Raw genomic sequence first — 26,335 nt, 5'->3', positions numbered from 1 at the left:
AATCCTCATCAAGTCGCTGGGCTAGTCGGTTCATGCTGGGGTGAATAGTTCACAATCGGTGGCGGTGCAGGCGGTAACGTTGCCCAACCCCGAACAGCAGTTTTGTCTTTGGTTTTCCGTCCTTGGGCTTGTGCGCGCGCATATTCATCTGCGGCTGGATTAAACGCAGGAGCGGGAGTGCGAGTTGCGGCATCAGCTAGCCATTGCTCATAATCCGCTTGAGACTGAACAACCACATCAGCCTGATTCGCAGCAAAGTAAGTTCCACTTAACATCGAATCGCGTAAGCGATATTGTCCAGCTCGTACTGGAGTCAATTCAAAGTCAATGTCATGATTTGGAACGACATCTTGCTTAAGCCGAAAGGCAGGAATGTAGAAGCCATGCAGTACGTCGTCAGAATGCAGCGTGAATTTCACTCGTCGATCGATCGGCAAATGCAATTCAGTACTCGTCACATTCTGCTCTGGATATCGAAAGATCCAAGCCCATTGCTTCGCTGTCACATCAATATGCTCGACCGGAGCCGTTTGCAGAGCATTCTGGATCTCTTTTTGAGGCGTATCATCAAATGGCTCGGCATATGCAGCTTCTACAACCTTCGGCATGTGCAGATGCACGAGTTCCATCGGGCCTCGAACTGCCATCTTTTCATACGTTTGATAGCTCGCAAAGGCAAGGCTCAGCACTAAGACCAACGGCACGGCTGTCCAGATGATTTCTAGCCAAGTATTGCCTTCGATCGGAGGTGCATCGCTGAGATCATATTTTGCCGCTCGATGAAAGATCAAAGAATAGACAAAAGGTCCCATCACACCGAGATAAATAAACGTGCCTAAGCCAGTAAACAAGCTAAATAAATCATCAAAGAGCTTCGATTCAGCCGCCGCTTCTGGCGGAAACCAAGAGTAAGACTGTTTTGCGGCCCACAAACTTATGAATGCGATCGCCACAGCATAAATCGTCAGGATAAGGATTGCGCGAAGTTTCATCGTCAGTTTCCTAAGTACTATTGCAAAACTTGATTCGGATTTTCGCCTAGATGGAGTAGTTGATCAGCCGTGACATGAATGCCAAACTCTCCGCCTAAATGCGCACCGAGTGTGCCTTGCAAAAACATCAGCAGAAAGATACCAAGCCCTGCAATTAGATAGCTCCACTGCACCTGCCGCGCCATATCTTTACGCCAGAGAAATCGTTGGTATCCTCTCCAAACCGTCATCCCGACAATGAGCGTCAAGATCAAAATGCCTCCCACACCGTGGAGCACCATTGTTTTTAAAGCCTGCAACCCCCAAGCGCTTTTGACATCCGCCAAAGGAACAGCCAATGAAATTTCAAAGTAGCCCGCTACAACCGTAAAAAACGTCACCACAGCGGCTGCAAGCATGTTGTACCAGCCGACATCAAACAGCCCAGAGCGAGTGGCAGGAATCGCTAAGAATTTGAAGATGGACTTCTCAACTGGATAAAATGCGCCAACAATATCAAATGCGATCGCGGCAATAAACAATCCCAAAGTCAGATGCACAAACAGGGGATGAATCGGCACAACATAGGGCAATCCATTTGCACCGAGGCGACCGAATTGCTCAATTAAGTCTGGATTCATTACAATCCTCCTTCTCGAATTGCATCGACGACCGGAATGCTGTGCAATCCATAGATCCAGACAAGCGCTGTACCTAAATAAGTCTGAATGCAAACGATTAAAAGCGTGAGGACGCTCACGACCATATAAGCCGTTGGCAATTGCTCTTTTTCACGCAATCGAATCACATACCGCCATCCTGTGACTCCCGCTAAAATTCCCGCGAGCGACCATCCCAACAAGGTATGTAAATTGAGTGTATCTGCGGCGGCTTGATAGGGTTCTGCGAGACCCGCTTCAATTTGACCGAAAATAATTGCAATAAAAATAGAAACAGTTGCAAAAGCGAGATTCCACCAGGAGACCTCATACAATCGTGTATTTTTTGTAAAATATCCCACAATGTCGCAGAAGAATGCGAAGAAGATCATTGCAAGAACAAAATGAATCACAATCGGGTGAATGGTATCTGGATAAGGTAAATTGTGTTCGTTAAGAGGCGGAAGATATTGAAACACAGATTTTCTAGCTAATAATGAACAGAATCGTCATCGGAGAAATACACCTAGAAAGATAGCGTGACCCGCAATGGGCACGTCTCTGTCGAAAGGAGTAGTCCTAAAGACATAATCACGCTGAATTGAGATCGGGGATTCATCACGCTTTATACTAATAGAGGACTTTACATTCGTTCACCTTGGGAATTGATCTTCGTAGCTACGTTTATATCGATCGCTTACAGCCGCAACATGCCGCGTATTTGGGAACGGAGTCTTTGGGCTTCTTACCTTTGCCGGGTGATGCATCGCTTTGGATTGAAATTTCGCCGGGGATCGAGATTAACCGGATTATGGATGTCGCGCTGAAAGCGGCTGTTGTCCGTCCTGGGGTGCAAGTCGTAGAGCGATTGTATGGATTAATGGAAATTCATGCCAGCAATCAAGGCGAAGTCAATGCAGCAGGACGAGCCATTTTAGCGGCATTAGATGTGCGTAAGCAGGATTGCCTGAAACCCCGCGTGATCTCGAGTCAGATTATTCGCAATATTGACGCGCATCATACGCAGTTGATTAACCGGACTCGGCGCGGCAATATGATTCTGGCAGGGCAAACCTTGTATGTGTTTGAAGTTGAACCTGCGGCGTATGCGTCGCTGGCGGCAAATGAGGCAGAAAAAGCGGCACTGATTAATATTTTGCAGATCTCAGCCGTGGGAAGTTTTGGACGGCTATATCTGGGCGGTGAAGAACGCGATATTATCGCAGCCTCGAAAGCGGTGATTGAGACGATGGAAAATCTGCCCGGTCGCGAATATTACGACGATCGTAAGGAGTAAGCGATCGTGGCGGTGATGACGCAGGTGATGACATTGCAGAGAGGCGCGATCGCGTGGTCAAATTGGCGATCGCGTTATCCAACGCTACAGCCGGATTTAAGTGATGCAGCGTTATCAGGACTAGATTTGCAAAGCGCAGATCTGCGTGGAGTCGATTTCTGTCGCGCCAATTTGACTGAGGCAATTCTCAATCAGTCGGATCTGAGTGGATCGAAGTTCAATAAAGCCCATTTGCATCAAGCGAAATTGATCGGTGCAAAACTGCGACAGGCTGAATTTATTGATGCGAATTTGGTTGAAGTCGATTTTCGGGCAGCGGATTTGACTGAGGCAAATTTAATTGGCTCTGATCTGAAGGGCGCGAATTTGAGTGATAGCGATTTAATCCGTGCAAATTTGATTGGCACTGAATTAAGAGGCGCGAGATTGAAGCAGGCGGATCTGATGCAAGCCGAATTGTGTCGAGCCGATCTGAGCAATGCCATTTTACTGGGCGCAAATTTAGCCGATGTGAATTTTGCAGGGGCAAATTTGTTTGAGGCGGAGTTGAGCGGAACGCATTTGTATCGAGCGAATTTTCGGCAGGCAAAATTAGTGCGATCGCATCTGATTGGAGCCTATCTATTTGGGGCGGATTTCACGGATGCAGACTTATCGGGGGCAGATTTGTCTTGGGCGAATCTGAGTAAGGCGAACTTTGCAGGGGCGAATTTGACGCATACAAATCTTCGGGGCGCAATTCTAACGGGCGCGATTTTACCTTAACCGCTTCAATTTTTGTTGCAACAACAGCCAAAAGAAAGGCAAATCATCGACAAGATACCGTTTCCAAAGCCGCTTCGGCTCAGACATTAAGCGGTAAAACCACTCTAAACCGCGATCGCTGACCCATTCCGGCGCTCTGGGTTTAACGCCTGCCTCAAAATCAATGGAAGCCCCAACCGCCATAAAAATATCAATGTTCGGCAGTTGATCCTTATATTTCGCGATCCAAATCTCTTGTTTCGGTGCACCGACTCCAATCACAAGCACAGTCGCAGCAGAACGATTGATCAACTCCACGATCGCTTGACATTCCACTTCATCTTTCTCAAACCCAAAAGAAGGCGAATGTGCCGCCACAATAATGTCTCGTCCAATCTTTGCATTGATTCTGACTTGAGCTTGTTTCGCGACACCCTCGGCACCCCCAAGCAGAAAAATGGTGATGTTCGGGTTGTCTTTATGGTGTTCACAGAAAGTCGGGAACAGTTCAGAACCAGAAATCTTTGCCTGCAAAGGTGAACCTAAGAATTTTGAAGCGTATAAGACAATTTGACTGTCACAGATTTTGTAATCTGCAACCTCATAGGCTTGTTTAAATTCTGGATCTGTTTGCAGTTTCATCAAATGATCGACGTTCGGCGTGAAGATCACGCCTCTCGTTAATCGATTCAACAATTCAGCTTTTGAGATATTGTCGATTTCTACGTCTAAAATCTCAACTTTCTGCCGAATCTGAGCGCGATTTTCGCGGGTGATTTGCTGGGCAGTAGAAATCAGTACCGACTTACGAAAATCACGATAAAGTTTCTGAACTTCATCGCGACTCACACCTTTCGGATTGGTTTGAGTCATATAAAACAGACGAACGACTTGCTAATTTAATTATTCGCGTCTGCTTTTGTAGCTGAGGACACTACATCAGATTTTTAGATAGAAATCATACAAGCTACACAAATGAACTACAGACGGGCACGGTTTCCGTTCCGGTTTGGCAAACGGGTATACATTTCCCCATAATCGAGGCTTAGCCCTTCCTGTGACAGATTCCACCTAGACCTGTTTAAACGAGCCGCTTGCTTGACGCGACATCTTCTCATTTGCGTCTTCTGAAAACGCGGATTTCCCGTCTACTTCGTTCAGCAATGCTTGAGCAGTGGCGATCTGTTCTGCACTGAATCCAGCTTCGGCAAGGAATTTTAGGAAAGCACGATCGCGATACCGAGCATCCATATTCATTGCTTGCAGATAAATTTGCTTGGCGGAAACGCGATCGCCTTGACCTTGATATGCAATCGCTAAAGCAACCCAGGGATGCGGATTATCCGGCTCTAATTCGGCGGCGCGCTTTGCAGATTCGATCGCCCAGTCGTACATTGCAAGCCGTTCGTAAGACAGGCTGAGATTGTAGAACGGAATTTCGTTGTTCGGATCGAGCATGGTTGCCCAAGTATGGGCTGCCACAGCTTGAGTCAAATCGCCATTCACCAAGTAAGCAATGCCGAGCGCATTAAAGGTTTCAATGTTGAATGGATTGTAGAGAATCGCACTTTGCAGCATGTCGATCGCTTCTGTGCGCCGATTGGCGAGATGCAATGTCCAACCGAGTCCAATTCGACCCGCGAGATTTTTTTGATCGAGTTCGACTGCTTTTTGAAAAGACTCGATCGCTTGCGGAAATTGTTCTTGAGTCCGGTACTGAATACCTCGCTGTCGATAATCTGCCGCAGACTGTGCCCAGGTAGCGGGCGCAGTGAGAACTACGGCAATCAGACTGAGTAAGAAAATACGCATAGAGTTTAACGCGCGATCGCGGCTTCGATTTGAGCAGGAATTGACCGACTGTCTGTGGGCAATTCTGCCACGATTAAGTACCCGGTTGGTTTTGCTCCTAATAAATTCAGTAACCGTGGGACATCGCTGGTTTTGAGTCGTCCTTGCTCGTCGTAGAGTTCAAGTGCAGAAAGACACCCGATCGCAGGATTCCAGCCTGCGCTGTCAGGGTAGCGCTGATTGTTGGTAAAGAATCCTGGATCTTCACCGCTGCCATGAATTCTAAATTCACTACGTCCCGCCAGTCCAGCCCAGTAGCTTCCTTGAATCGGAAAATAGTTGCGCCAACTCGGAGGAAGGAGTGCGTTGTAGCCTGGAAGTTTTCCAGCCAAGGTTCCTTTGCGTCCGGGAATAAATTCTCTGACTCCTGGTTCAAACGGTGCGAATAGTTTCACCAACGGAAAAAAACCATAAGCGCGAAAGAAGTCAGTATCAGGTTGGGGAATGGTTCCCTCAATACGATAAATTCCTTGTGGAGTATACCCGCGTGAAAAGTTCCAAGAAAGATTATGCAGCGATCGCGTTAACAAAGGAATCGACCACAATCGCCCATTTTCTCGGACAAATTGCCCGCGTCTGTCTTTGAGAAACGCTGAACAGAGTTGAGCGCGATCGCGACTACAAAAGACATAAAGCTGCTGCTGATTTGGTGCGATCGACCAGTTCAGTAAATCTCTAACGGGAGGTGTTCGATTCGGTGCTGCTAAATCCTGAAAGGTTGTGTAGAGACTGACATTCTCAGACCAGCGGGGAAAGCGTTGGGCAATTTGATTGATCCATTGTTGCTGCTCTTGAATCGTTGCACCGCCTTTGACTAATGCAGAGAGAGAAAGTGCGACCCATCTGGGATTTGAACTTTGAGCGATCGTTTGAGTGAATCGTTCTCTTAAAGTCGAAGTGGGATTGGTTGAGTAGAGTTGAGTTCCAACCTGGAGCGCCATTTCGACGATGCGAGTTTGGGGAGGATTGAGTTTTTGCGAGGTAAGGGTGAGAATTTGAGCGATCGAGTCTTGCACATACGCATCTTGAGGTTCGATCACCGCCGTTGCCCAAAGCAGTTGCCGCCAGCGTCTTTCGGTCTGCGCGTTAATGGGATTGCGAGTGAGATCGTAGGCAGCAGGCGAAATCAAATTGAGTTGGTCTTGGCGCTGCCGGATTCGGGCTTCGGCAGTCGCGAGGGGAACCGTTTGGCTTTGAGCGGGGAGAGCATTGCCAAGGAAGAGGGCAAAAGCAGCGATGAAAAGCGAATTGCGAGGATTCATAGACCAGTTTGTAGAATACACCCACCGAATAGAGTCCGGTGGGCAATTTGAGCAATCTGGGCAATGGATTTGACGCACCTATCAGGTAATCACGGTCGGTTTGTCCATGCCCGTTAACGATTTAATCTGAGCAATTGTATCCGCGATCGCAATTAATTCACCCAATGCAACTTGAGGATCATCACTGTGTTTCGTCGGATCAGCCTCATACCGTTCCACATACAGTCGCAAAGTTGCACCTTGTGTTCCCGTGCCCGATAGTCTGAACACAATCCGCGAACCATCTGTAAAGCCAATCCGCACGCCTTGTTTCTGGCTGACACTGCCATCGATCGGGTCGGTATAGCTAAAGTCGTCACTGTATTCGACTTCGTAATTGCCAAATTTCTGACCTTTGAGCGTCGGCAATTTGTCGCGCAGTTGAGTGATCAGTGTGTTTGCTCGATCGCTATCGATCGCTTCATAATCATGCCGCGAATAGTAATTTCGTCCGTAAGTCTGCCAATGCTCTTTCATCAGTTCTTCAACTGATTTTCCGGTCACTGCCAGAATGTTTAACCAGAACAAGACCGCCCACAGCCCATCTTTCTCGCGAATATGATTTGATCCGGTTCCAAAGCTCTCTTCACCGCACAGGGTTGCCTTGCCCGCATCGAGCAGATTGCCGAAGAACTTCCAACCCGTCGGAGTTTCATAGCAATCAATTCCAAGCTTCGCAGCAACGCGATCGGGAGCTTGAGAAGTCGGCATCGATCGCGCAATTCCTGCCAGTCCGTTGCGATATCCGGGAACTAACGTTGCATTCGCAGCAAGGACAGCCAAGCTATCACTGGGAGTCACAAAGAAATTGCGACCGAGAATCATATTACGATCGCCATCGCCATCCGATGCGGCTCCAAAATCCGGTGCGTTCTCACCAAACATGACTTCGACTAAATCATGTGCATAGACCAAATTTGGATCAGGGTGTCCACCGCCAAAATCTTCCAGCGGAACGCCATTTTGAACCGTTCCTTTCGGTGCGCCTAAGCGTTGTTCAAAAATCGCGTGAGCATACGATCCGGTCACGGCATGAAGTGAATCCATGCACATACGGAACTTGCCCGTTGTGAACAATTGACGAATGCGATCGAAATCAAATAGTGATTCCATCAATGCAGCGTAATCAATCACCGAGTCAATCACTTCAACGGTCATTCCTTCAAGCGTTGAAGTGCCGAGAATATCGAGATTGATATCCGGAGCATCGACAATTTTGTATTCGGTGATCGTCTTACTGCGATCGTAAATTGCGTCCGTGACTTTTTCCGGTGCAGGGCCGCCATTGTCGATGTTGTATTTGATGCCAAAATCGCCATCAGGACCACCCGGATTGTGGCTGGCGGATAAAATAATGCCACCAAACGCGTTGTATTTGCGAATCACAGCCGAGGTCGCAGGCGTTGAAAGAATGCCGCCTTGACCAACTTTCACCCGACCAAACCCATTCGCCGCCGCCATTTTCAAAATAATTTGCGTCGCCTGACGATTGTAAAATCGACCATCACCGCCGACAACTAAAGTCTGTCCTTTGAAATCACCAATGCTATCGAAAATCGCTTGGACAAAATTCTCTAAATAGTGGGGCTGTTGAAAGACTGAAACGAGTTTCCGTAAACCTGATGTTCCAGGCTTTTGATCGGAAAACGGTTGCGTTGCTACGGTTTTACAGGTCATTCCAGAACTTCCTTCCTTTTTTCGCTGGCATGTCTGATTGTGCATCAATTCTGCACCAACACAAAACTATCCGGAGGTAGCCACTCTCTTCAGCCGGATGATGAGCGAAATTTCAGCGATCGACGCTCCGCATTTTTCACAATTATTTATTAATCTGAGGTGATTTTTCTTGCTACCTTATCAGCACATCCGTTCTGCGGTCATGTTATGCAAACTGAAGATATTCAAATCAGAATTGAAGACGATCGGACTGGCTTAGAGATTGAAACCCTAAAACGTGCGATTTTAGATAACCTCTTCTATATTCAAGGCAAGTTTCCAGAGATTGCCACACTGAATGATTACTACATGGCACTGGCATATACGGTGCGCGATCGCTTAATTCACCGTTGGCTAATTAGTTCTCAAACTTATACAAAAGTTCAGCCTCGCGAAGTGTGCTATCTCTCGGCTGAGTTTCTCATGGGACCGCATTTAGGCAACAACTTGATTAATCTGGGAATCTACGATCGCATGCGGCAAGCGGTTCAAGAACTCGGATTGAATTTTGAGGCATTGCTCGAACAAGAAGAAGAACCGGGACTCGGCAATGGCGGTTTAGGACGGCTCGCAGCGTGCTATCTCGATTCGATGGCGACGTTGGATATTCCGTCGGTTGGGTATGGCATTCGCTATGAATTTGGCATTTTTGATCAAGATATTCACGACGGATGGCAAGTCGAAATTACAGATAAATGGCTAAAAAATGGCAATCCCTGGGAAATTGCTCGTCCAGAATGGGCATTCGAGGTCAAATTTGGGGGACGAACCGAGCGTTACACCGATGAAAAAGGGCGGAGTCGGGTGAAATGGATTCCCGATCGTATGGTGCAGGGTGTGCCTTACGATACGCCGATTCTAGGCTATGAAACGAGTAGTACGAATACCTTGCGGCTTTGGTCAGCCCAAGCAGTCGAGTCATTTGATTTCAGAGCCTTTAATGCAGGTGATTACTATGGGGCAGTTGGTAACAAAGTCTTTTCTGAAAATCTCTCGAAGGTTCTTTATCCGAATGATGAGCAGATCCAGGGTAAGCAGTTGCGCTTAGAGCAGCAGTATTTCTTTGTGTCTTGTTCGCTGCAAGATATGATTCGGACGCATTGCGATCGCCGAGGATTACCGATCACAACGTTCCACGAGAAATTTACGGTGCAACTGAATGATACGCATCCCGCGATCGCAGTTGCAGAATTAATGCGGTTGCTGCTCGATGAACATGGTATCGAGTGGGATCAAGCGTGGCACATTACGCAAAGTACAATGGCGTATACGAATCACACGCTGTTACCCGAAGCGTTGGAGCGTTGGGCAGTTGGATTGTTTGGGTCGTTACTGCCTCGGCATTTGGAAATTATTTATGAGATTAACGGGCGATTTCTCAATGAAGTGCGATTGAGATATCCGAAAGATGACGAGCGCATTCGGCGCATGTCGATCATTGATGAAAGTGGCGATCGCTATGTGAGAATGGCGCATTTAGCAACGTTGGGCAGTTATTCGATCAATGGAGTTGCTGAACTGCATACTCAGTTGCTCAAGCAAGATGTCTTGCACGATTTTGCTGAGATGTATCCAGAGCGCTTCAACAATAAAACCAACGGGGTAACACCGCGCCGATTTATGGTGCTGAGTAATCCGAGATTAACAAAACTGATTACTAGTAAAATCGGCGAGCACTGGATTAGAAATCTACAAGAACTCCGCAAACTCGAATCCTTTGTAGAAGATTCAGAATTTAGAAATGAATGGCGGCAAATCAAGCAATCGATTAAACAAGATCTCGCAAACTATATTCAAGAGCAAAATGGCATCGAAGTGAATGTTGATTCAATTTTTGACATTCAAGCCAAACGATTTCATGAATACAAGCGTCAGCACTTGAATATCTTGCACATTATCACGCTTTACAATCGCCTCAAAGCGAATCCTGATCTCGATATTACGCCTCGAACCTTTATTTTTGGTGGGAAAGCTGCACCCGGCTATCAGATGGCAAAATTGATCATTAAATTGATTAATTCGGTTGCAGATGTCGTGAATTCTGATCCGGATGTTCGCGATCGCATTAAGGTCGTTTTTCTCAAAGATTACAATGTCAAATTTGCACAGCGCGTTTATCCGGCTGCTGATTTGTCTGAGCAGATTTCAACTGCTGGAAAAGAAGCTTCTGGCACAGGCAACATGAAATTCTCGATGAATGGAGCCTTAACGATCGGAACTCTCGACGGCGCGAACATTGAAATTCGTGAGGAAGTCGGAGCCGAGAATTTCTTTTTGTTTGGGCTAACGGCTTCAGAAGTTTCCCAAATCAAAGCGAAAGGCTACGATCCGATGCAGTACTACATCGCCAATTCAGAATTGAAGGCTGCTATCGATCGCATTAATTCTGGCTTTTTCTCCAAAGGTGATGCAGCACTTTTCAAACCGTTGGTCGGTTCATTGATGTATCAAGATCCCTATCTGCTCTTTGCGGATTATCAATCTTATATTGACGTTCAAACGCAAGTGGGCGAGGCTTATCGCGATCAAGACCACTGGACGCGCATGTCCATTTTAAATACAGCGCGGATGGGGAAATTTTCCAGCGATCGCTCGATTCGCGAATATGTGAAAGAAGTCTGGAAGATCGACCCACTGAAGATCTGTCCTCCGAATGAACCCTGTTCGATTCATTGTCCTGATACTTTGATGTAAAAGTTATTCTCTGAATCATGGCATTAACGCTCTACTTCATCCGCCACGGCGAAACGATCTATAGTCGCACTGGCGGATTCTGCGGTTCGCTCGATCCCGACCTCACTCCTGAAGGACTCGAAATGGCAGAAGCCTTTGCCGCAGCCTATTCTCATCTCGATTGGACAGCCGCCTATGTCAGCCCGATGAAACGCACGATCGCAACTGCAAAGCCGCTCTGTGACGCAGTTGGACTAGAAATGCAATTACGAGACGGATTAAAAGAACTTCAATTTGGTGAATGGGAAGGCAAAACTCAAGACGAGGTTCGGAAAAATGATTCAGAGAACTATATAGACTGGATGACAGAACCCGCCTGGAATCCTCCCCCTGGCGGAGAAACAGCAGTCCAGATTGATAGCCGATCAGAACTCGTCATTTCTGAAATTACCGCAACTCATAAATCAGGCAATGTCTTAGTTGTCTCACATAAATCCACGTTGCGGATTGTGCTGTGTGGCTTGCTCGGCATTGATTTAGGGCGATATCGCGATCGCATCGACATGCCTGCGGCTTCTGTCAGTGTGGTGGAATTCGGCAAATATGGGCCGCAATTGAAACGACTGGGCGATCGCTCTTTTATGAGTGAAAGTTTACGATCGCGCCCAGGAACATAAATAAGCAAGCATAAAACGATGCTTGCTCATTTCCTTTCATTCAAAAGTTTCATCATGTCCAAGGGTTCGCAATGCCAAACTGTGGCTAAACTTGAAAATCGTAGGCTTCAGAACCCACATTATGCTGCACGAACTCATGCACGATACAGACAATAATGGATACAAATCCTTCGAGCTACCCGGCGCACGTCCGCACTACAATCCCGATCGCCCTGGACAAGTTGAGCATATTGCGCTCGATTTGATTTTCGACATCCCGAATCAAAGCTATCGAGGCACTTGCAAGATTCGGTTGAACCCAGTTCGCAGCCAGATCGATCGATTAACGTTAGATGCAGTCAATCTCAATATTGAAAAGATTACGATCGACAACGTTTCACAGCCGTTTGACTATGACGGAGAGCTATTAAACATTCAGCTAAAACAGCCGACTAAAATTGCAGAAAGAATCGAGTTAGTCATTGCCTACCACGTCGAGAAACCTCAACGCGGTATCTACTTCATTGCTCCAGACGAACATTATCCGAATAAGCCGACTCAAGTTTGGACGCAAGGCGAAGATGAAGATTCGCGGTTTTGGTTTCCCTGCTTTGACTATCCTGGACAGCTTGCTACTTCTGAAATTCGCGTCGAGATTCCAAAACCTTTTATCGCTGTTTCAAACGGTGATCTGATTGCGACTGAAGACAAAGGTGACACCCAAATCTTCCATTGGTATCAGCGAGAAATTCATCCGACGTATCTGATGACGTTAGCGATCGGAGATTTTGCCGAACTACGCGATGAATGGAACGGCAAACCTGTCACTTACTATGTCGAGAAAGGACGAGAAGATCAAGCTCGTCTGAGCATGAGTAAAACGCCTCGCATGATTGAGTTTTATAGTCAAAAGTATGGCTACTCTTATGCTTTCCCCAAATATGCTCAAGTCTGCGTCGATGACTTCATTTTTGGAGGGATGGAGAATACCTCGACAACATTACTCACCGATCGCTGTTTACTCGACGAACGTGCCGCGATCGACAATCGCAGTACCGAATCTTTAGTTGCTCACGAACTTGCGCATCAGTGGTTTGGCGATTTGATCGTGATCAAGCACTGGTCACATGCGTGGATCAAAGAAGGCATGGCTTCTTACGCAGAAGTCATGTGGTTCGAGGAAGAATATGGGCGAGAAGAAGCCCTGTATTACTTACTGGGTCAAGCGAGACAGTATTTAGATGAAGACTCCTCGCGCTATCGGCGATCGCTGATAACTCATGTGTATCGAGAAGCGATCGAGCTTTACGATCGACACATCTATGAAAAAGGATCGTGTGTCTATCACATGATTCGAGCAGAACTTGGTGATGAACTGTTTTACAGCGCGATCGCAACTTTCCTCAAAGACAATGCTCACCGCACCGTAGAAACGATCGATTTACTCAGAGCGATCGAGAAAACAACCGGGCGCAATCTTACCTTCTTGTTTGATCAATATGTCTATCGCGGTGGACATCCCGATTTCAAACTCAGCTACAGCTATGACGCAGATAGTAACCTCGCAAAGATTACGGTGACTCAGACTCAACCCGACTTATTTGATCTGAGAATCCCGATCGCGCTACGCTACATCGACGGTGACTCGAAACTCTTGAAAGTTCGAGTGCATGAAAAAGAGCAAAGCTTTTACTTCCCCTGCGATCGCAAACCGGATTTCATTAGCTTTGATGTCGATAACTATCACCTTAAAACAGTAGCTTTAGAGTATCCGCTACCAGAACTCAAAGCGCAATTGCAGCATGACCCTGATCCTGTTTCCAGAATTTATGCAGCACAAGCGATCGCGAAAAAAGGCGGACTCGAAGCAGTCAAAGCACTTTCTGAGGCTTTGCAAAACGATCCATTCTGGGGAGTTCGTGCTGAAGTCGCAGAAAGCCTAGCCACGATCAAACTCGATCAAGCCGTTGAAGCTGTGCTTGCTGGATTGAGCGATCCTGAAGCACGAGTGAGAAAATCGATCGTCACAAGCCTCGCTCAAATTGCAACGCCTGAAAGCTACAAAGCACTTGCTGCGATCGTTGAAAAAGGCGATGCGAGTTACTACACCGAAGCTGCCGCACTTCGGAGTTTCGGGAAAGTAGCTGCTTCGGGGCTGAGTGAATCTTCAGAAGCAGACACGTTAAGCCTGATCGACTCTGTTCTCAAGCAGCGTCAAGGTTGGAATGAAATTGTTCGAGCAGGCGCAATCGGAGCACTGAGCCAACTCAAAACGTCTGAATCTGCCCTGAATCTCATTCTGGACTACACGCAACCTGGCGTACCTCAACCTCTGCGTCTTGCTGCAATTCGAGCACTTGGCGCAATCTCAACCGGACAAGACAAGCTCAACTTAGAGCGCATTCTCGATCGACTGAAAGTTCTCTCGCGTGAGACATTCTTCCTAACTCAAGTCGCGGTTGCAGTCGCCCTAGGACAAATGGAAACAACAAAAGCGATCGCAGTTCTGCAATCGCTTGCGGATCAAACCCCTGATGGTCGCGTTCGCCGCATTGCCGAAGAATCCATTCAAACGGTGCAAAAAAATGCAGGTTCTGACAAAGCTCTCAAACAGCTTCGAGAAGAACTCGATCAACTCAAGCAAGAAAACCAGGATCTCAAGAGTCGCCTAGAAAATCTAGAAGCCAAGGCAAAGTAGCAACATCAGAAAAGCCCTTCTCGGGCTTTTCTAATTTCGATCGAGTTGATTTCTAAATCCCGAGAAAGTCCTAACTTGCTAGAACTTGACTAACGTGAATTCGGAATAAGGGATTTCGCTCTTGTGCCGATGCGAATTCCATTCGCCAGTCGCCCAAACGTTAACCCGAACTGACGTTGACTACGTTTAACGCCCCAACTCTCTAGATCGTCATAGACTGACCCGGAACTTCAAAATCGATATAAAGATGTGAAGTGCTTAATAGGGCACCCCCCGGTACTTGCGCATCGGAGGTTGTTGCGGAGAAGGCACGTCAGATGCAGGCGAATCCGGAACTTCAATCGCCGGAGAAGCATAGGGGACTCCTCGATACTTGCGTATCGGAGGTTGTTGCGGAGAAGGCACGTCGGCTGCGGGTGACTCCGGAACCTCGAGTGTCGATGGCTCTACCGGAATCGCCTCAGCCTGCTCCAACTCTGCCAACTCAGGTTGCACCACTTGTGTCGCTTGATCGGGATCGAGAATACTCGTCTCGGTCACTGGCAGTATGCTAACCGTGTCTTGCAGTGGCTGATTGAGCGCGATCACTTCGGTAACATGTGCTGCGATCGGAGCAGCAGGGGAGGGCTTCACTTCTCGCCAGGTCATATAGCCTGTTTCCATCTCAACCACGAGGCAGAAGGTTGTCTCGTCATCTTGCTGCCGCAACTGCTCAATGACACGCTGATAGACACGTTGAGACACATTGAAATCTTCAACAAACGTTCTGCCTTGAAAGAGCAGCCGATTATCTTCTGTCTTGGGCAACGCTTCTAACTCATGTGGACTGAATTGAAATACTTTCATAAGCAGCTACTTACAAGCGATTCAAGGTACTTGTGACCATCCGAAGCTAACACTATCTTCGGTTGTGCTGATGCTGACCCTGGAGCTAGGCTTCCAAAATACGATTGCAAGGCTTAAATTCAATGCCTATTACGACGCTGTATTCATTAGCGTATCACATGGAAAATGGTATGTATATCGGACTCTTCCCAAGTTTGAGTGAAGGTGGCAACCCATGCAAGTTGAAACCTTAACCCATTCATCACTTGTTCTCGTTGTACTCACCTATAAGCGATGAATTTACATTCTCCCATCTCCTCCCCACTCCGCAAAATGAATGCCATCAACTAGCATCCGAAACTTAACCCCAAGGAGGGATAGCCGACAGCGCAATTTTGTGTGTGCAAAGCCTGACATCCCCATGCCATATCCGTACGCCACGTTACATATCCGCGAAAGAATGTTTGATACCATACATCCTTGGTGAATTTCATTTGGTGTGAGGAAAAATGGCAAATTCTATTCGACACTGGAAGCTGTGGTTAGCAGCTCCAGTCGCGTTATGTTGGATGCAATCTGCTCAAGCGTCAGAAAAAGTCCAAGTTTCTAATTCAGCGATCGAGGCAGCGAATTTACACGCGATCGTCGATAAAGCAAAATCCGATGTAAAAGATGCAACTCCGGGTTTTGAGCGTGTTCTAAGCGTTTCCGAACTCAATGCGCCTGATACTCAAACTCCAGCTGAGATGGCTCAAGTCACCTCAGTATCTCAACTGACCGATGTTCGCCCGACCGACTGGGCATTCCAAGCCTTGCAGTCTCTCGTCGAGCGCTACGGCTGTATTGCAGGCTATCCTGACCGAACGTATCGTGGCAATCGCGCGCTAACCCGCTATGAATTTGCAGCAGGTCTAAATGCTTGTCTCGATCGCGTCAACGAACTGATCGCCGCTTCAACTGCTGATCTGGTTAAAAAAGAAGACCTTGACGCACTACAAAAGCTGCAAGAACAATTTGCTGCCGAACTTGCAACCTTACGTGGTCGCGTGGACTCTCTCGAAGCCCGCACCACTACCCTTGAGAAACAGCAATTCTCAACTACGACAAAACTGTTCGGAAACGTCTGGTTCAATATCACAGGTGCAGGTGCAAACCGCGATGTCGTCTTTGAAGGTCCTGCAGGTAGCGGAAACAATACAGAAGGACGATTCTTTGCAACGCGAACGAATGGACAGCCGACTCGGGTTGTCGCTGAAGATCCAGAAATTACAGCAAGTTTCTTAGCTTGGTTAACGTTAGTCACGTCATTTAGCGGGAAAGATCAGTTAGTTACTCAGCTAGCATCCGGTAACGGTCGATCGCCCTACAACCAATACGCTTCAGCAGGCTTTTACAATGCCAGCGGTGTTCCTTTCTTCGATCAAACGGCTGGGACAACCAATGGAGTCAGCGACATCATTATCCGGGACTTGTTCTATAGCTTCCCACTCAATGATGCAATTAAAGTGACAGTCGGCCCTCGCATCAACTGGTATCGCCACTTTGATGGCAACCGCTTCTTGTCCATCTTTGGCTCTGGAGCAAGCTTTGACACCTCGAATAGTACTCAGTCGAATACAATCGATCGCGGTTCCGGTGCAGTTGTAGAATGGCAACTGAACAGGCAACTCAAGCTTGCGGTGGGCTATCTGGGTGAGAACACTGAATTTCTTCCTTCCCAATTTGGCTTCAATACCTCTAGCTCTCCCAGATTTGGACTCTTTGGCGGCACGAATACTGCATCTGCGGAACTCACCTATTCTCCGAGTAGTAATATTAACTTGAGCCTGCAATATAACTATTCGCGAATTCAAGCCTACGGTGGACAAGTGGGAGGCGCGATCGGTGAACCAATCCCTTATGGCTATCTGGATGCAGGTCCCGGTTTCTCAGAAGGTGGAATCGGAGGCGGTCTACGCTATGCTACAGCCAGTATGTTCGGCGTGAATTTTGACTGGTTGATTACGCCTGGAATTGGGCTGTTTGGACGCTATAGCTTTGCGAATCTCACCCTGAATCCGATCGATGCCAAAGTGAGAACACAATCGTTCCAAGTTGGAGCAGCTTTCCCAGATTTGGGTAAAAAAGGCGCGCAAGCAACAGTGGCATTTGTGATGCCGATGGACATTACGAGAGGTCGCCAATTCTTCGCTTCTGGGGGTGGAGACGGCGGAACGCAGTATGAGCTAGAAGCCTCATATTTCTACCCACTTTCGGAAAAAATCGCGATCGTGCCGACGTTCTATGCGATTTTCAATCCCAACAACTTTGAAAGCAACCCAACCGTGTTTGTCGGTAATATTCGCACCCAGTTCAGCTTCTAGAAGTCTCTAATGCAATGACTAAAAGCCCCTCAATAAATGAGGGGCTTTTTTTAGCGTAAGCGGTTCAAAATATAGCGCTAAGAATATGATTTCTCATTGCTATCAGATAGAGTGTCGATCGCGTGCCAGACCCATACGAGTAGTCCGCTGCATGAGTGGGAAGAACTCAGACTCAGATCACTCCCTATCTCCCCATCTGATCAAAATAAACTCCTAGTCTTGCGGAACCCAAACAGAAACCGAACCTCCATTACAGCGGAATTCGCCCCAACCATGCTCGTTTGTCGTCACAGGCTCACCGACATGTTCAGTAATATCAATGTAAGTGCGATTGGGTTGTCCCACTTCCATATACTTACTTCCGCCTTCACCATTGCTGAGTAAAACTGCCACACCACCCGGATACTCTTCATTACCCAAGCGTGTCCAACCGACTAAATTCGGATGATCAAAGTAATCATATTGGTCGCCATAAGCAAACTCTCGCCGCGCTACTAAGAACTTGTCAATCAGCCAGCGATGGCTATCCATCCAAATCTCATACTCATTCCCATCATTGCCTCTATCTTTGTAACAGGCTCCATAGTAATCAGGATAAAAGATACAAGGATAGCCCTGTGCTCTGAGTAAAATTAACGCATATGCTAATGGCTTAAACCAAGATTCGACGGGAGACTCCAGCGACTGTAACGACTGAGAATCATGGTTATCAACTAACGTTACTGCAAGTGCGGGTTGCTGCTGTACCAAAGTATTATCAAAAATTTGGCGCATATCATAACTATCTCCTGCTTGGCTCGCTGCATGGAAGTTATAGTGCAACGGCGCATCAAACAGTGCGACTCGACCATCCGTGACATCTAAGAAGTAGTGCAACGCATCGACTTCAGCAGACCAGTACTCACCAACTGAGAATAAATCCCTTTGAGCATAATGCCGCACATGCTCAAACCATTCTTTGAAAAACCCTGCTTTCACATGCTTCACTGCATCAAAGCGAAACCCATCGACACCCGTTGTATCGATATACCATTCTCCCCAACGCTTGAGTTCTTCGCGCACCTCAGGATTGTCCATATCCAGGTCACAACCCATGAGATAGTCGAAGCTACCTTTCTCAAGGTCAACATTCGCATCAAACTGCTTGCCTTTAAGCAGGTAGATTGCATTTTGGTCTGCTTCATCTGCATTGTAATCGATCGCATCAAAGTGCCACCAATGCCATTCCATATCCGAGTACTTGCCATTACGTCCTGGAAAGGTGAAATGTGTCCAAGCTCGAATTGGCTTATACTCCCCAATCACTTCTCCTCGATTGTCTGGATTGAACGGGGTTGCTTCTACTTCTTCTTCTGCATCTGCACCCATACGATGATTGAATACCACATCAGCATAGACCTGCAATCCCGCATCATGAGCTGCTTTAATTGCTTTTAAGTATTCATCTTTGGTTCCATACTTAGTCCGAACGCTGCCCTTTTGATCAAATTCACCCAGATCATAGAGGTCATACACGCCATACCCAACCTCGCATCCTCCACCCAACCCTTTGTAAGCAGGAGGCAACCAGAGCGACGTAATGCCAGCATTTGCTAGTTCTTCAGCATTCTCGGTCAATTCATTCCAGAAATTTCCATCCGGTGAATTATACCAATGGAAATATTGCATCATCACGCCATTTGGTTCAGACATAGATTTTTTTGTTGAATTGCTTATCATGTCTGCATTCTAGGCTGCGACTCTTCTGAAAGCTATCTATCCCAAGAGAAATTTATTTCGTTAATTCGTAGAGTTGCACTCTACCTAGGGTGAGATCTTTCAATCAAAAAAAGCGCGATCGCTTACTGCGATCGCGCTTTTCTCCCTAAATTTGAACCTTAAACTTTGAACCTTAAACGTCGGAACCTGAACTACTTTGATTTGCGACAATCCCTAACACTGAAATTCGAGCGGTCTGCAAGGTATCTAGCATCTGCCGCAGATCTTCACGATCGGTTTTTCCTAATCTGGTCACGACTAACATACCATCAGTGTGATTTGCGAGCAGACTACTATCTGCAAAGTTCAACAATGGGGGAGCATCAAAAATCACGAGATCATACATCGCTTTGAAATAGTCATTCAGGCGCTGCATTTTCTGAGAGGACAGCAATCGTGTCGGATCAAGTGGTATTTTTCCACCAACAAGCACCGAGAAATTCGTTGGCTCTACTGCTGCACGATCGACATTGCCTGCCGTTGCCAAGGCATTGATCCGCTGTACGACATCTTGAGGATTCAGATTTCTTGCAATCAGTTCTGTTAACCCTTGCTCATTTGAAACTTCTAAGCGATCTGCAATTTGAGGACTCCGCAAATCCGTGTCCACGAGCAAGACTCTTTGACCCATCGCCGCCGCCGCCTGAGCGAGATAAAGTGCCACGGTAGTCTTGCCATCTCCCGCAGTTGGAGAACTGACCACGAGCGATCGCACAGGATGATCAGTATTGAGCAAACAAAGATTCGTGTAGAGAGATCGAAACGATTCTGTAAATTGTGAATATTGACTGAGATCGTATCTGGGGTGATCGCTCTGCATCGTTTGTAAAATCTGCGGCATCGCACCCCGTCCCAAAGGATTTGTTTCGTGCGGAACCACGCCCAAAACTGGCAGTTTCGAGAGCTTTTTCACATCAGTCACTGTCCGCAACCGCTTGTCAAAGCGTTCCGACATTAAAGCCGCCGCAACCCCTAACAGCAATCCTGCGATCGCGCCCAAGATCAAATTGCGTTCCCTCGATTCCTTCGGCAAATCAGGACGTTCAGGGGGTGTAATTAATTGCCAGGGAATCTCTTTCTGTGCTGCCTCAATCTGCAATTTTTCACGAGTTTCAAGCAGACGATTTAAACTCTCAGTAGCAACGGTGCGTTCTCGATCGAGATCCGTAAACACGCGTGAGAGAACAGGGACTCGTTGAACCTCCCTGTTCCAGTAGGCTTCTGCTTGAGTCAGCACCTGCTGCTGAGTTGATAGCACTGACAACTCTGTTCCCAATTTTGCAAGTTCATTCCCTAAAACTCGCTGCGCTTCTTGGCGTAGAACGGGCAATAAACTGTCTCGCTGCTGTCGGAGGACGCGGATTTCATCATTCTCAGCTTGGAATCGAGTCCCCTCAACCGCTAGCTTACTCTCCAATTCACGGATCTTATTCAGAGTGCTTTGATAAGAAGCATCACCGGCTAGTGCTGCCAGTGCTCCATCACGCTCGTTTAGGCTGTTAAATCTCCGCTGCTTCTCTGCAATCTCTTTATCTGAATTTAGACGTTGCTGCGTCAGGCTTTGAATTTGACCCGTCACTTGTCCAGCGAGCGATTCTGGAGCGACAAAATTGTTCTGTTGGCGAAATGCCTGCATCTGTCGCTGTAGACTGTCTACCCGTTTGCGCGTATCGACAATCTGTCGATCGACAAAAGTAATCCCATAGCTGAGATTACTTTCGCGCTCTTTCTGACTGTATCTCAGATAGGCTTCTGCAACTTTATCCAGCACAAACTTAATTTGATCTGGCTCAGAGCTAGTGTAAGTGACTTGAATGAGCTTAGTACCGTCAGGATTCGCGATTGTGAGATATTGCGCGAGATCGGCATAAGAAAAATTCGGATAGCGTGTTCTAACTTGCTCCAAAATCGGTTGCATCAGTTTTGGACTCTTCAGCACTTCGATTTGAGTTGCATAGTCAACTTCGCCTTTGTCAGAGCCTTGTGAATTCTGGCTCAGGGGTTCACGAGCTTGCTGCGCCTGTGAGTTAACAGGTTCAATTAAGAGTTGAAGTCCACCTTCATAGACCGGAGGTTGATTCCAAGTAATTGCCCAAGTCGCAGCAGTGGTCGCTGCTGCTATCCCAGCAATAAGCGGCACTCTACGCCGTAGGGTGTCAAAAAGCTGTCCTGACTCCTCTTCAAGTTGGGAAAGTTCTGAGATCTGCAAATACTCCGGCAGGGCAGGTACTTTACCATTTTTGGAGATGTCTAATGAGGAGAGCTTGGTTTGGTTTTCCATTGGGACACCTAAAAGAAATCGAACGTTGAAGAGCGATGCAAAATGAATGAGCCTACAGGTGAAAGGAGAGCGAGGAATTACAATCCAAACAGAAAGCGGAAAGGTAAGACTTGGAATACGGGTCTGAGAATGTTTTCGAGCGTATCTCCTGCTTTAGCTGCTCCACTACGATCGACAACGAGCACATCGCCATTCTGTAACAGCGGATTGCCTTGCTCATCAATGCCGCGCGATAGATCGATCGAGACGTCACGACGTGTGACGCTGCCATTCGCATTCAAGCGCACTAACTCAACTCGACGGCGATTCGCTTGACGCGTAAATCCACCTGCGGTCAGCAAAGCTTGGTTGAGCGGAGTATTCATGGGCACTTCAATCTGTCCGGGTCGGGTGACTTCACCGACAACCGTAACCTTGACTAAGCCTGCAAAGCTCGCATCTCCGAGTTCTCTTGCCTGTTCAGGATTGATTGCGAGTGCAGTTGGAATGGTGATGGTATCGCCTTGCTGAAGAACGAGATCTTGATTTAAATCGCCGGACTTGAGCAATTGCCACAGGTCAACACTGATTGACTGGGGGGTGCCAGTGCGCGTAGTCCGACTGACTTTGACTTCTTTGAGGTTGGCTAACTGCTTGATGCCTCCCGCTTCTCGAATCGCGGCTGAGAGAGTCGGAGTTTTATCTTTTAGAGTGTAAGGTCCCGGACGCAACACTTCACCTACGATCGCAATACTGACAGGCTGAGTCGAACTGACGCTAAAGTTCGCATCTGCCATCTGAGTTGCTTCTGCTAAATTCACAGTATTGGAGGCGGGAATAAACACTGAATCGCCGTCTCGAAGGGTGAGATCTTGACGAATGTTGCCTGTGGTGAAGAGTTCCCACATATCCAAGCGAATTTGCTGGTCGGGACCGGATCGCTGAGGACGACGCACAATCACCTGCCGGGCATTTGCAGATCGATTCATCCCACCCGCTTCTCGAATCAATTTTGTGACCGTGGGAAACTTACCGTCGGTGGCGGTCAAAGAGTAGGTTCCAGGTTTGCTGACTTCACCTGCGATCGCGAGATTTAATGGGCGCGATGCCATTAGGCTGAGATCGACGACCGGACTTTTGAGCAAACGCGCATATCGAGCCGCGATCGCGCTTTGTGCTTGCCGCAGGGTTAAGCCGCTGACCGAAAGGCTGCCCGCGCGATGCAGCGTGAGTGTTCCATTCACGAGAACCGTATATTCTTTGCTGTACTCCGGGACATTAAAGATTTCAACGCGCACTCGATCGCCTGCACCCAACGTGTAGGAATCGGCATCGGCGGCATCGGCTGATGCGGTGTTCTGAACGGTTTCAAATGTGAAAGATGGAGAGGTTGTGGGAGGTAGAGGGCTGCTTTGAGCAAGTGCGGGAGGCAAGGGACTGCTTTGAGCAATCGGTGCGATCTCAGCACTGGCAAGTTTCGGCAGCGGAGTCGCGGTTTTGGCAATGAGAGCCTCTGACCCGATAGGATTAGTACGCTGCAACTGACGATGGATATAAGTTGCAGCATCAGCACGGCTCACAATATCGCGAGGGCGGCGCAGAGCCGCTAGAGACTTGGATCGGTTCGAGGCTTGATTGACGACTGCCCTAAACTGCGCATCCGTAATCTTCTCATTTGGACGGAATGTGCCATCACTGTATCCCTTCATGATTCCTTGCTGCATCAGGGCTGTAATGTGGGCTTGGGCACGGTGTCCTTGAATGTCTTTTGCAACCTTATTATTTTGAGTATTTTGAGTATTGTTTGCCGCTGTAACTTTCTGAGGAGTAGGTTCTTCGTCTACACCGGAAGCCGCAGCGATTCGCGGCGGTGGGGGAGGCGCTGTGTTCGCGAGATTTAAGGTGGCATCGACGAGTGCATCGATCGGCAGTTGATTAACATCGACAACGCGCAGCCGATTCGGGGTGACACTCACTTGAGGGGGTTGCCGCAGAGTCGGAGTAGCAAAGTTCAGTTGAGGTGCCTCTTTCAGAGAGCTTTTGGGTGAGGACGAGGCGGCAGGATTCGGAACGAGGGGCGGGGTTTCAGCAGAAAACAAACTTTCTGGTTGCGAAAGTGCCATAGCGCTACTGGGTAGTGAAGCAGGCACAGCAGTAGGATTGCGCTTTGACTTGGCATTATTAGGAGTAGCGCTCGGTGTTTTTGCATCAGAACGCGTCAGTTCTTGGGCAACGACTGCTGCGAAAGCCCCTAAAGCAAGGAGCGAAATACGAGTAGGGGTTAATTTCAACTTCATAAGCTCACGGGGTTGAACTTTGCTACACCAACATTGAGGAAATTGAGAGGGAGCCTTCAAAACGATCGCGACCTCTACAGATGCACACGACTACTGATACAGTGATTCTTCGGATAGATCAGGATAAATTTCTACTTGTTATAAAAACCACATAAATAGTTTTCCTGATGCTCCGTGTCTGTACGAGATTGATTTGGGTATATACCCGGTAAATTTGAGGAATAGAGCAGGAAAACCTGGATGATTCGGGAGCCAAAATTACTCAGTTTCAATCAGGGTAAGACAAATCAGCAGGTTCCGCCCGTGAATAAAAACACGGAGATTTCCGTAGAATCCTCCGTGTTTTTATTTATTGATGAACTTGAAATGCGTGAGCAAAGCCAGGGGTTGGGGTTGCTCAATCAGGTGTAACTGCTGCCCGTAGCGATCGACAAAATTCCTCAATAGATTTCAATCCTTCTGCAGGCGTTCCTTCCGAAAGTCTTTTCACAAAGGCACTGCCGACGATCGCAGCATCTGATCCCCAATTCATCACCTGTTTGGCTTGTTCGGGCTGAGAAATTCCGAATCCGACTCCGATCGGTTTATCGGTGACTTGCCGCATTTCGGCGATCAGATCTTTGACGCGCGATTCCATTTGTGTTCGCATTCCGGTGACACCTGTGGTACTCACCAGATAAATGAATCCTTGAGACTGCTCGGCGATCGCCATAATCCGTTCTTTTGGACTCGTCGGTGCAACGAGCAATGTCAATTCAATGCCATATTCTTTTGCAGGTTTCAAGAGCGTTTCAGCTTCTTCTAAGGGCAAATCGGGTACGACTAGACCTTTTGCTCCAACTTCTGCAATATCTTTCAAAAATTTCTCAATTCCCCGGTTCAGAATCGGGTTGTAATACGTAAACAGAATAATCGGCGCACGCAGGTTCGGAGCCGATTGTTTGACCAGTTGTAGGACATCTTCTAGACGGGTTCCTTGGGCAAGCGATCGCGTTGCGGCAGCTTGAATCACTGGCCCATCTGCCAAGGGATCGGAATAGGGTACGCCCAGTTCAATTAAATCGGCTCCGCTGCGATCGAGAATTTCCAGCGCTTTGGCAGTGGTTTCTAAATCCGGATCTCCGGCAGTTAAAAAGGGAATCAACGCACACTGAGCTTGATTCCGAAGCCGCTCAAAGCATTCCGACACTGAAGACATCTCAACCCTCTAGATTTGACAACTTCAGTAGCGTACTGCAAATCTGGGTCGGAATTTCAAGACTTTTCCTGTTCGATTTCGGCTTGAAGTTTTTCTAATTCTTCAGGCGTTAATTCTTCGAGCCGTTTTTGCAGGACGGCTTCTTCATAGTCGCGCAGTTGCTGGTTATAGGTCATATTTTTCGACAGGACGCGGGTGAGATAGCTGATCAGCCATCCGATTAAGCCGCCGACGAGTAAAACCTGACTCCAAATTCCGGCGCTAAATTGATCCAGACCTACGCCCTGAAAAATCAGGTACGCAAGTCCGCCCGCAAGAAATACGCCAAATGTTATCCCGATCGCATCAATCCGCCGCATTCTACGCCTCGATTTGTCGCGCTTTCGGTCTGAAATTCAAAAATGGAGCAAGAACCAGCATTCCTGGGAAGAAAAAGAAGACTAAGAAATACATGAAGCCCCGCTCGATCGAACTGGCAACGTACCATCTCGATTTGAGGTAGAAAAAGATCACTAAGGGCACAACGAGTAGATAAGCGCCACCGAGAGCGAGGTATAGAAGTGCTACGTCCATCTATTTCAACCGAATACTAACGTTTCTATCCTACCGCTTTTCTTCGATCGCGCTTCGTGATCCCCATAGTGAAATATAAAGTGCGATCGTTTTACAAATTTCTATGCTAATTGTGCGATTCTAGTGATATCCTTGGAAAGCTTCCGATTTCGAGTTTGAAATTCAGGACGCAAATCTTGGGGGCGTGGCGGAATGGTAGACGCTACGGACTTAAAATCCGTTGACCGCAAGGTCGTAAGGGTTCAAGTCCCTTCGCCCCCATTTGTATATGCTTGCAAATAGACATAGTGAAACCCCCTAAAAGTTCTATCCCGTAAAGGCTTTTAGGGGTTTCTTCTATTTTCCCTATGGTTACTGACATAGCCAGAGAGGTAGAAAAAATCAAGTTTGAATCACATAACTAGAAATTAGTCCTATCCTGCGAGCTGAGAGATGAGTAAGGCAAACCTTCTATTTCTAGAGAATATGAATAATTACCCTATTGCCTAGAACGTC

Annotated in this window: 20 protein-coding genes and 1 tRNA gene; 7 read left to right on the top strand and 14 right to left on the bottom strand. The window is 47.5% G+C overall.

The annotated features are described in order from the left end of the window. Window positions 1–8 precede the first annotated feature (8 nt). Genes J0L70_RS22125 through J0L70_RS22115 form a run of 3 tightly spaced genes read right to left on the bottom strand, consistent with a single transcriptional unit; the run spans window position 9 to window position 2,109 of the window. Window positions 9–992, bottom strand: a complete 984-nt coding sequence (locus J0L70_RS22125) for a cytochrome c oxidase subunit II (RefSeq protein WP_268181986.1) — start codon at window positions 990–992, stop codon at window positions 9–11. Between the two features lie 17 nt (window positions 993–1,009). Then, window positions 1,010–1,612 carry a DUF2231 domain-containing protein gene (locus J0L70_RS22120; protein WP_017289265.1) on the bottom strand — a complete coding sequence of 201 codons (603 nt, stop codon included), beginning with the start codon at window positions 1,610–1,612 and terminating at the stop codon, window positions 1,010–1,012. After that, window positions 1,612–2,109, bottom strand: coding sequence for a DUF2231 domain-containing protein (locus J0L70_RS22115; RefSeq protein ID WP_017289264.1), 498 nt, complete (start codon window positions 2,107–2,109; stop codon window positions 1,612–1,614). The genes J0L70_RS22120 and J0L70_RS22115 overlap by 1 nt, the downstream gene beginning before the upstream one ends. A gap of 179 nt (window positions 2,110–2,288) precedes the next feature. On the opposite strand from J0L70_RS22115, the gene ccmP reads away from it, so the two are divergent. Beyond that, entirely contained in the window at window positions 2,289–2,927 is a 639-nt protein-coding gene (gene ccmP / locus J0L70_RS22110; protein ID WP_017289263.1) for a beta-carboxysome protein CcmP, read from the top strand. A gap of 15 nt (window positions 2,928–2,942) precedes the next feature. Further along, on the top strand, window positions 2,943–3,692 hold the full coding sequence (locus J0L70_RS22105) for a pentapeptide repeat-containing protein (RefSeq protein ID WP_287455916.1): 750 nt from the start codon (window positions 2,943–2,945) through the stop codon (window positions 3,690–3,692). Here the strand turns inward: J0L70_RS22105 and J0L70_RS22100 are convergent. The 4 genes from J0L70_RS22100 to J0L70_RS22085 all read right to left on the bottom strand — a co-directional run bounded on the left by J0L70_RS22100 (window position 3,684) and on the right by J0L70_RS22085 (window position 8,500). Next, window positions 3,684–4,544 (bottom strand): WecB/TagA/CpsF family glycosyltransferase, encoded by an 861-nt coding sequence (locus J0L70_RS22100; protein ID WP_268181988.1) that lies wholly within the window; start codon window positions 4,542–4,544, stop codon window positions 3,684–3,686. The genes J0L70_RS22105 and J0L70_RS22100 overlap by 9 nt on opposite strands. Window positions 4,545–4,742: 198 nt before the next feature. Next, window positions 4,743–5,483 (bottom strand): tetratricopeptide repeat protein, encoded by a 741-nt coding sequence (locus J0L70_RS22095; protein WP_287455880.1) that lies wholly within the window; start codon window positions 5,481–5,483, stop codon window positions 4,743–4,745. Between the two features lie 5 nt (window positions 5,484–5,488). After that, the gene (locus J0L70_RS22090; protein WP_287455879.1) at window positions 5,489–6,784 is read right to left on the bottom strand and encodes a hypothetical protein; all 1,296 of its coding nucleotides are present in this window, start codon (window positions 6,782–6,784) and stop codon (window positions 5,489–5,491) included. Window positions 6,785–6,865: 81 nt separating this feature from the next. Then, window positions 6,866–8,500 carry an alpha-D-glucose phosphate-specific phosphoglucomutase gene (locus J0L70_RS22085; RefSeq protein ID WP_287455878.1) on the bottom strand — a complete coding sequence of 545 codons (1,635 nt, stop codon included), beginning with the start codon at window positions 8,498–8,500 and terminating at the stop codon, window positions 6,866–6,868. A gap of 207 nt (window positions 8,501–8,707) precedes the next feature. Between J0L70_RS22085 and J0L70_RS22080 the strand changes: the two genes are divergently transcribed. The 3 genes from J0L70_RS22080 to J0L70_RS22070 all read left to right on the top strand — a co-directional run bounded on the left by J0L70_RS22080 (window position 8,708) and on the right by J0L70_RS22070 (window position 14,566). After that, complete coding sequence (locus J0L70_RS22080; RefSeq protein ID WP_287455877.1) at window positions 8,708–11,233, top strand: glycogen/starch/alpha-glucan phosphorylase; 2,526 nt, start codon at window positions 8,708–8,710, stop codon at window positions 11,231–11,233. Window positions 11,234–11,250: 17 nt separating this feature from the next. Further along, window positions 11,251–11,889 (top strand): histidine phosphatase family protein, encoded by a 639-nt coding sequence (locus tag J0L70_RS22075; protein ID WP_287455876.1) that lies wholly within the window; start codon window positions 11,251–11,253, stop codon window positions 11,887–11,889. Between the two features lie 121 nt (window positions 11,890–12,010). Then, window positions 12,011–14,566 carry a M1 family metallopeptidase gene (locus tag J0L70_RS22070; RefSeq protein WP_287455875.1) on the top strand — a complete coding sequence of 852 codons (2,556 nt, stop codon included), beginning with the start codon at window positions 12,011–12,013 and terminating at the stop codon, window positions 14,564–14,566. A gap of 258 nt (window positions 14,567–14,824) precedes the next feature. Here J0L70_RS22070 and J0L70_RS22065 read toward each other — a convergent pair whose 3' ends face one another. Beyond that, window positions 14,825–15,412 (bottom strand): hypothetical protein, encoded by a 588-nt coding sequence (locus J0L70_RS22065; RefSeq protein WP_287455874.1) that lies wholly within the window; start codon window positions 15,410–15,412, stop codon window positions 14,825–14,827. A 488-nt stretch (window positions 15,413–15,900) separates the two neighbouring features. On the opposite strand from J0L70_RS22065, the gene J0L70_RS22060 reads away from it, so the two are divergent. Then, a complete protein-coding gene (locus tag J0L70_RS22060; RefSeq protein ID WP_017289253.1) occupies window positions 15,901–17,754 on the top strand; it encodes an iron uptake porin in 1,854 nt (617 codons plus the stop codon). A gap of 213 nt (window positions 17,755–17,967) precedes the next feature. Here J0L70_RS22060 and J0L70_RS22055 read toward each other — a convergent pair whose 3' ends face one another. The 6 genes from J0L70_RS22055 to ndhL form a co-directional block, all read right to left on the bottom strand. Then, window positions 17,968–19,446: an alpha-amylase gene (locus J0L70_RS22055; RefSeq protein WP_287455873.1), complete on the bottom strand. Its 1,479-nt coding sequence runs from the start codon at window positions 19,444–19,446 to the stop codon at window positions 17,968–17,970. Window positions 19,447–19,645: 199 nt separating this feature from the next. Continuing rightward, the gene (locus J0L70_RS22050) at window positions 19,646–21,793 is read right to left on the bottom strand and encodes a GumC family protein (RefSeq protein WP_268182029.1); all 2,148 of its coding nucleotides are present in this window, start codon (window positions 21,791–21,793) and stop codon (window positions 19,646–19,648) included. Between the two features lie 77 nt (window positions 21,794–21,870). Beyond that, window positions 21,871–24,069: an SLBB domain-containing protein gene (locus J0L70_RS22045; RefSeq protein ID WP_287455872.1), complete on the bottom strand. Its 2,199-nt coding sequence runs from the start codon at window positions 24,067–24,069 to the stop codon at window positions 21,871–21,873. Between the two features lie 397 nt (window positions 24,070–24,466). Then, entirely contained in the window at window positions 24,467–25,267 is an 801-nt protein-coding gene (trpA, locus tag J0L70_RS22040) for a tryptophan synthase subunit alpha (protein WP_190648142.1), read from the bottom strand. A gap of 56 nt (window positions 25,268–25,323) precedes the next feature. Next, window positions 25,324–25,626 carry a DUF3007 family protein gene (locus J0L70_RS22035; RefSeq protein WP_017289247.1) on the bottom strand — a complete coding sequence of 101 codons (303 nt, stop codon included), beginning with the start codon at window positions 25,624–25,626 and terminating at the stop codon, window positions 25,324–25,326. Window position 25,627: 1 nt separating this feature from the next. Continuing rightward, a complete protein-coding gene (ndhL, locus tag J0L70_RS22030) occupies window positions 25,628–25,840 on the bottom strand; it encodes an NAD(P)H-quinone oxidoreductase subunit L (protein WP_017289246.1) in 213 nt (70 codons plus the stop codon). 178 nt (window positions 25,841–26,018) lie between these two features. Here ndhL and J0L70_RS22025 point away from each other — a divergent pair. Further along, window positions 26,019–26,101 (top strand) — tRNA-Leu (locus tag J0L70_RS22025). Window positions 26,102–26,335: the final 234 nt, after the last annotated feature.

This window comes from Leptolyngbya sp. UWPOB_LEPTO1 (genome assembly GCF_017302695.1).
Classification (GTDB): Bacteria; Cyanobacteriota; Cyanobacteriia; order Leptolyngbyales; family Leptolyngbyaceae; genus Leptolyngbya; species Leptolyngbya boryana.
This window is presented reverse-complemented; position numbering and strand designations above follow the sequence as displayed.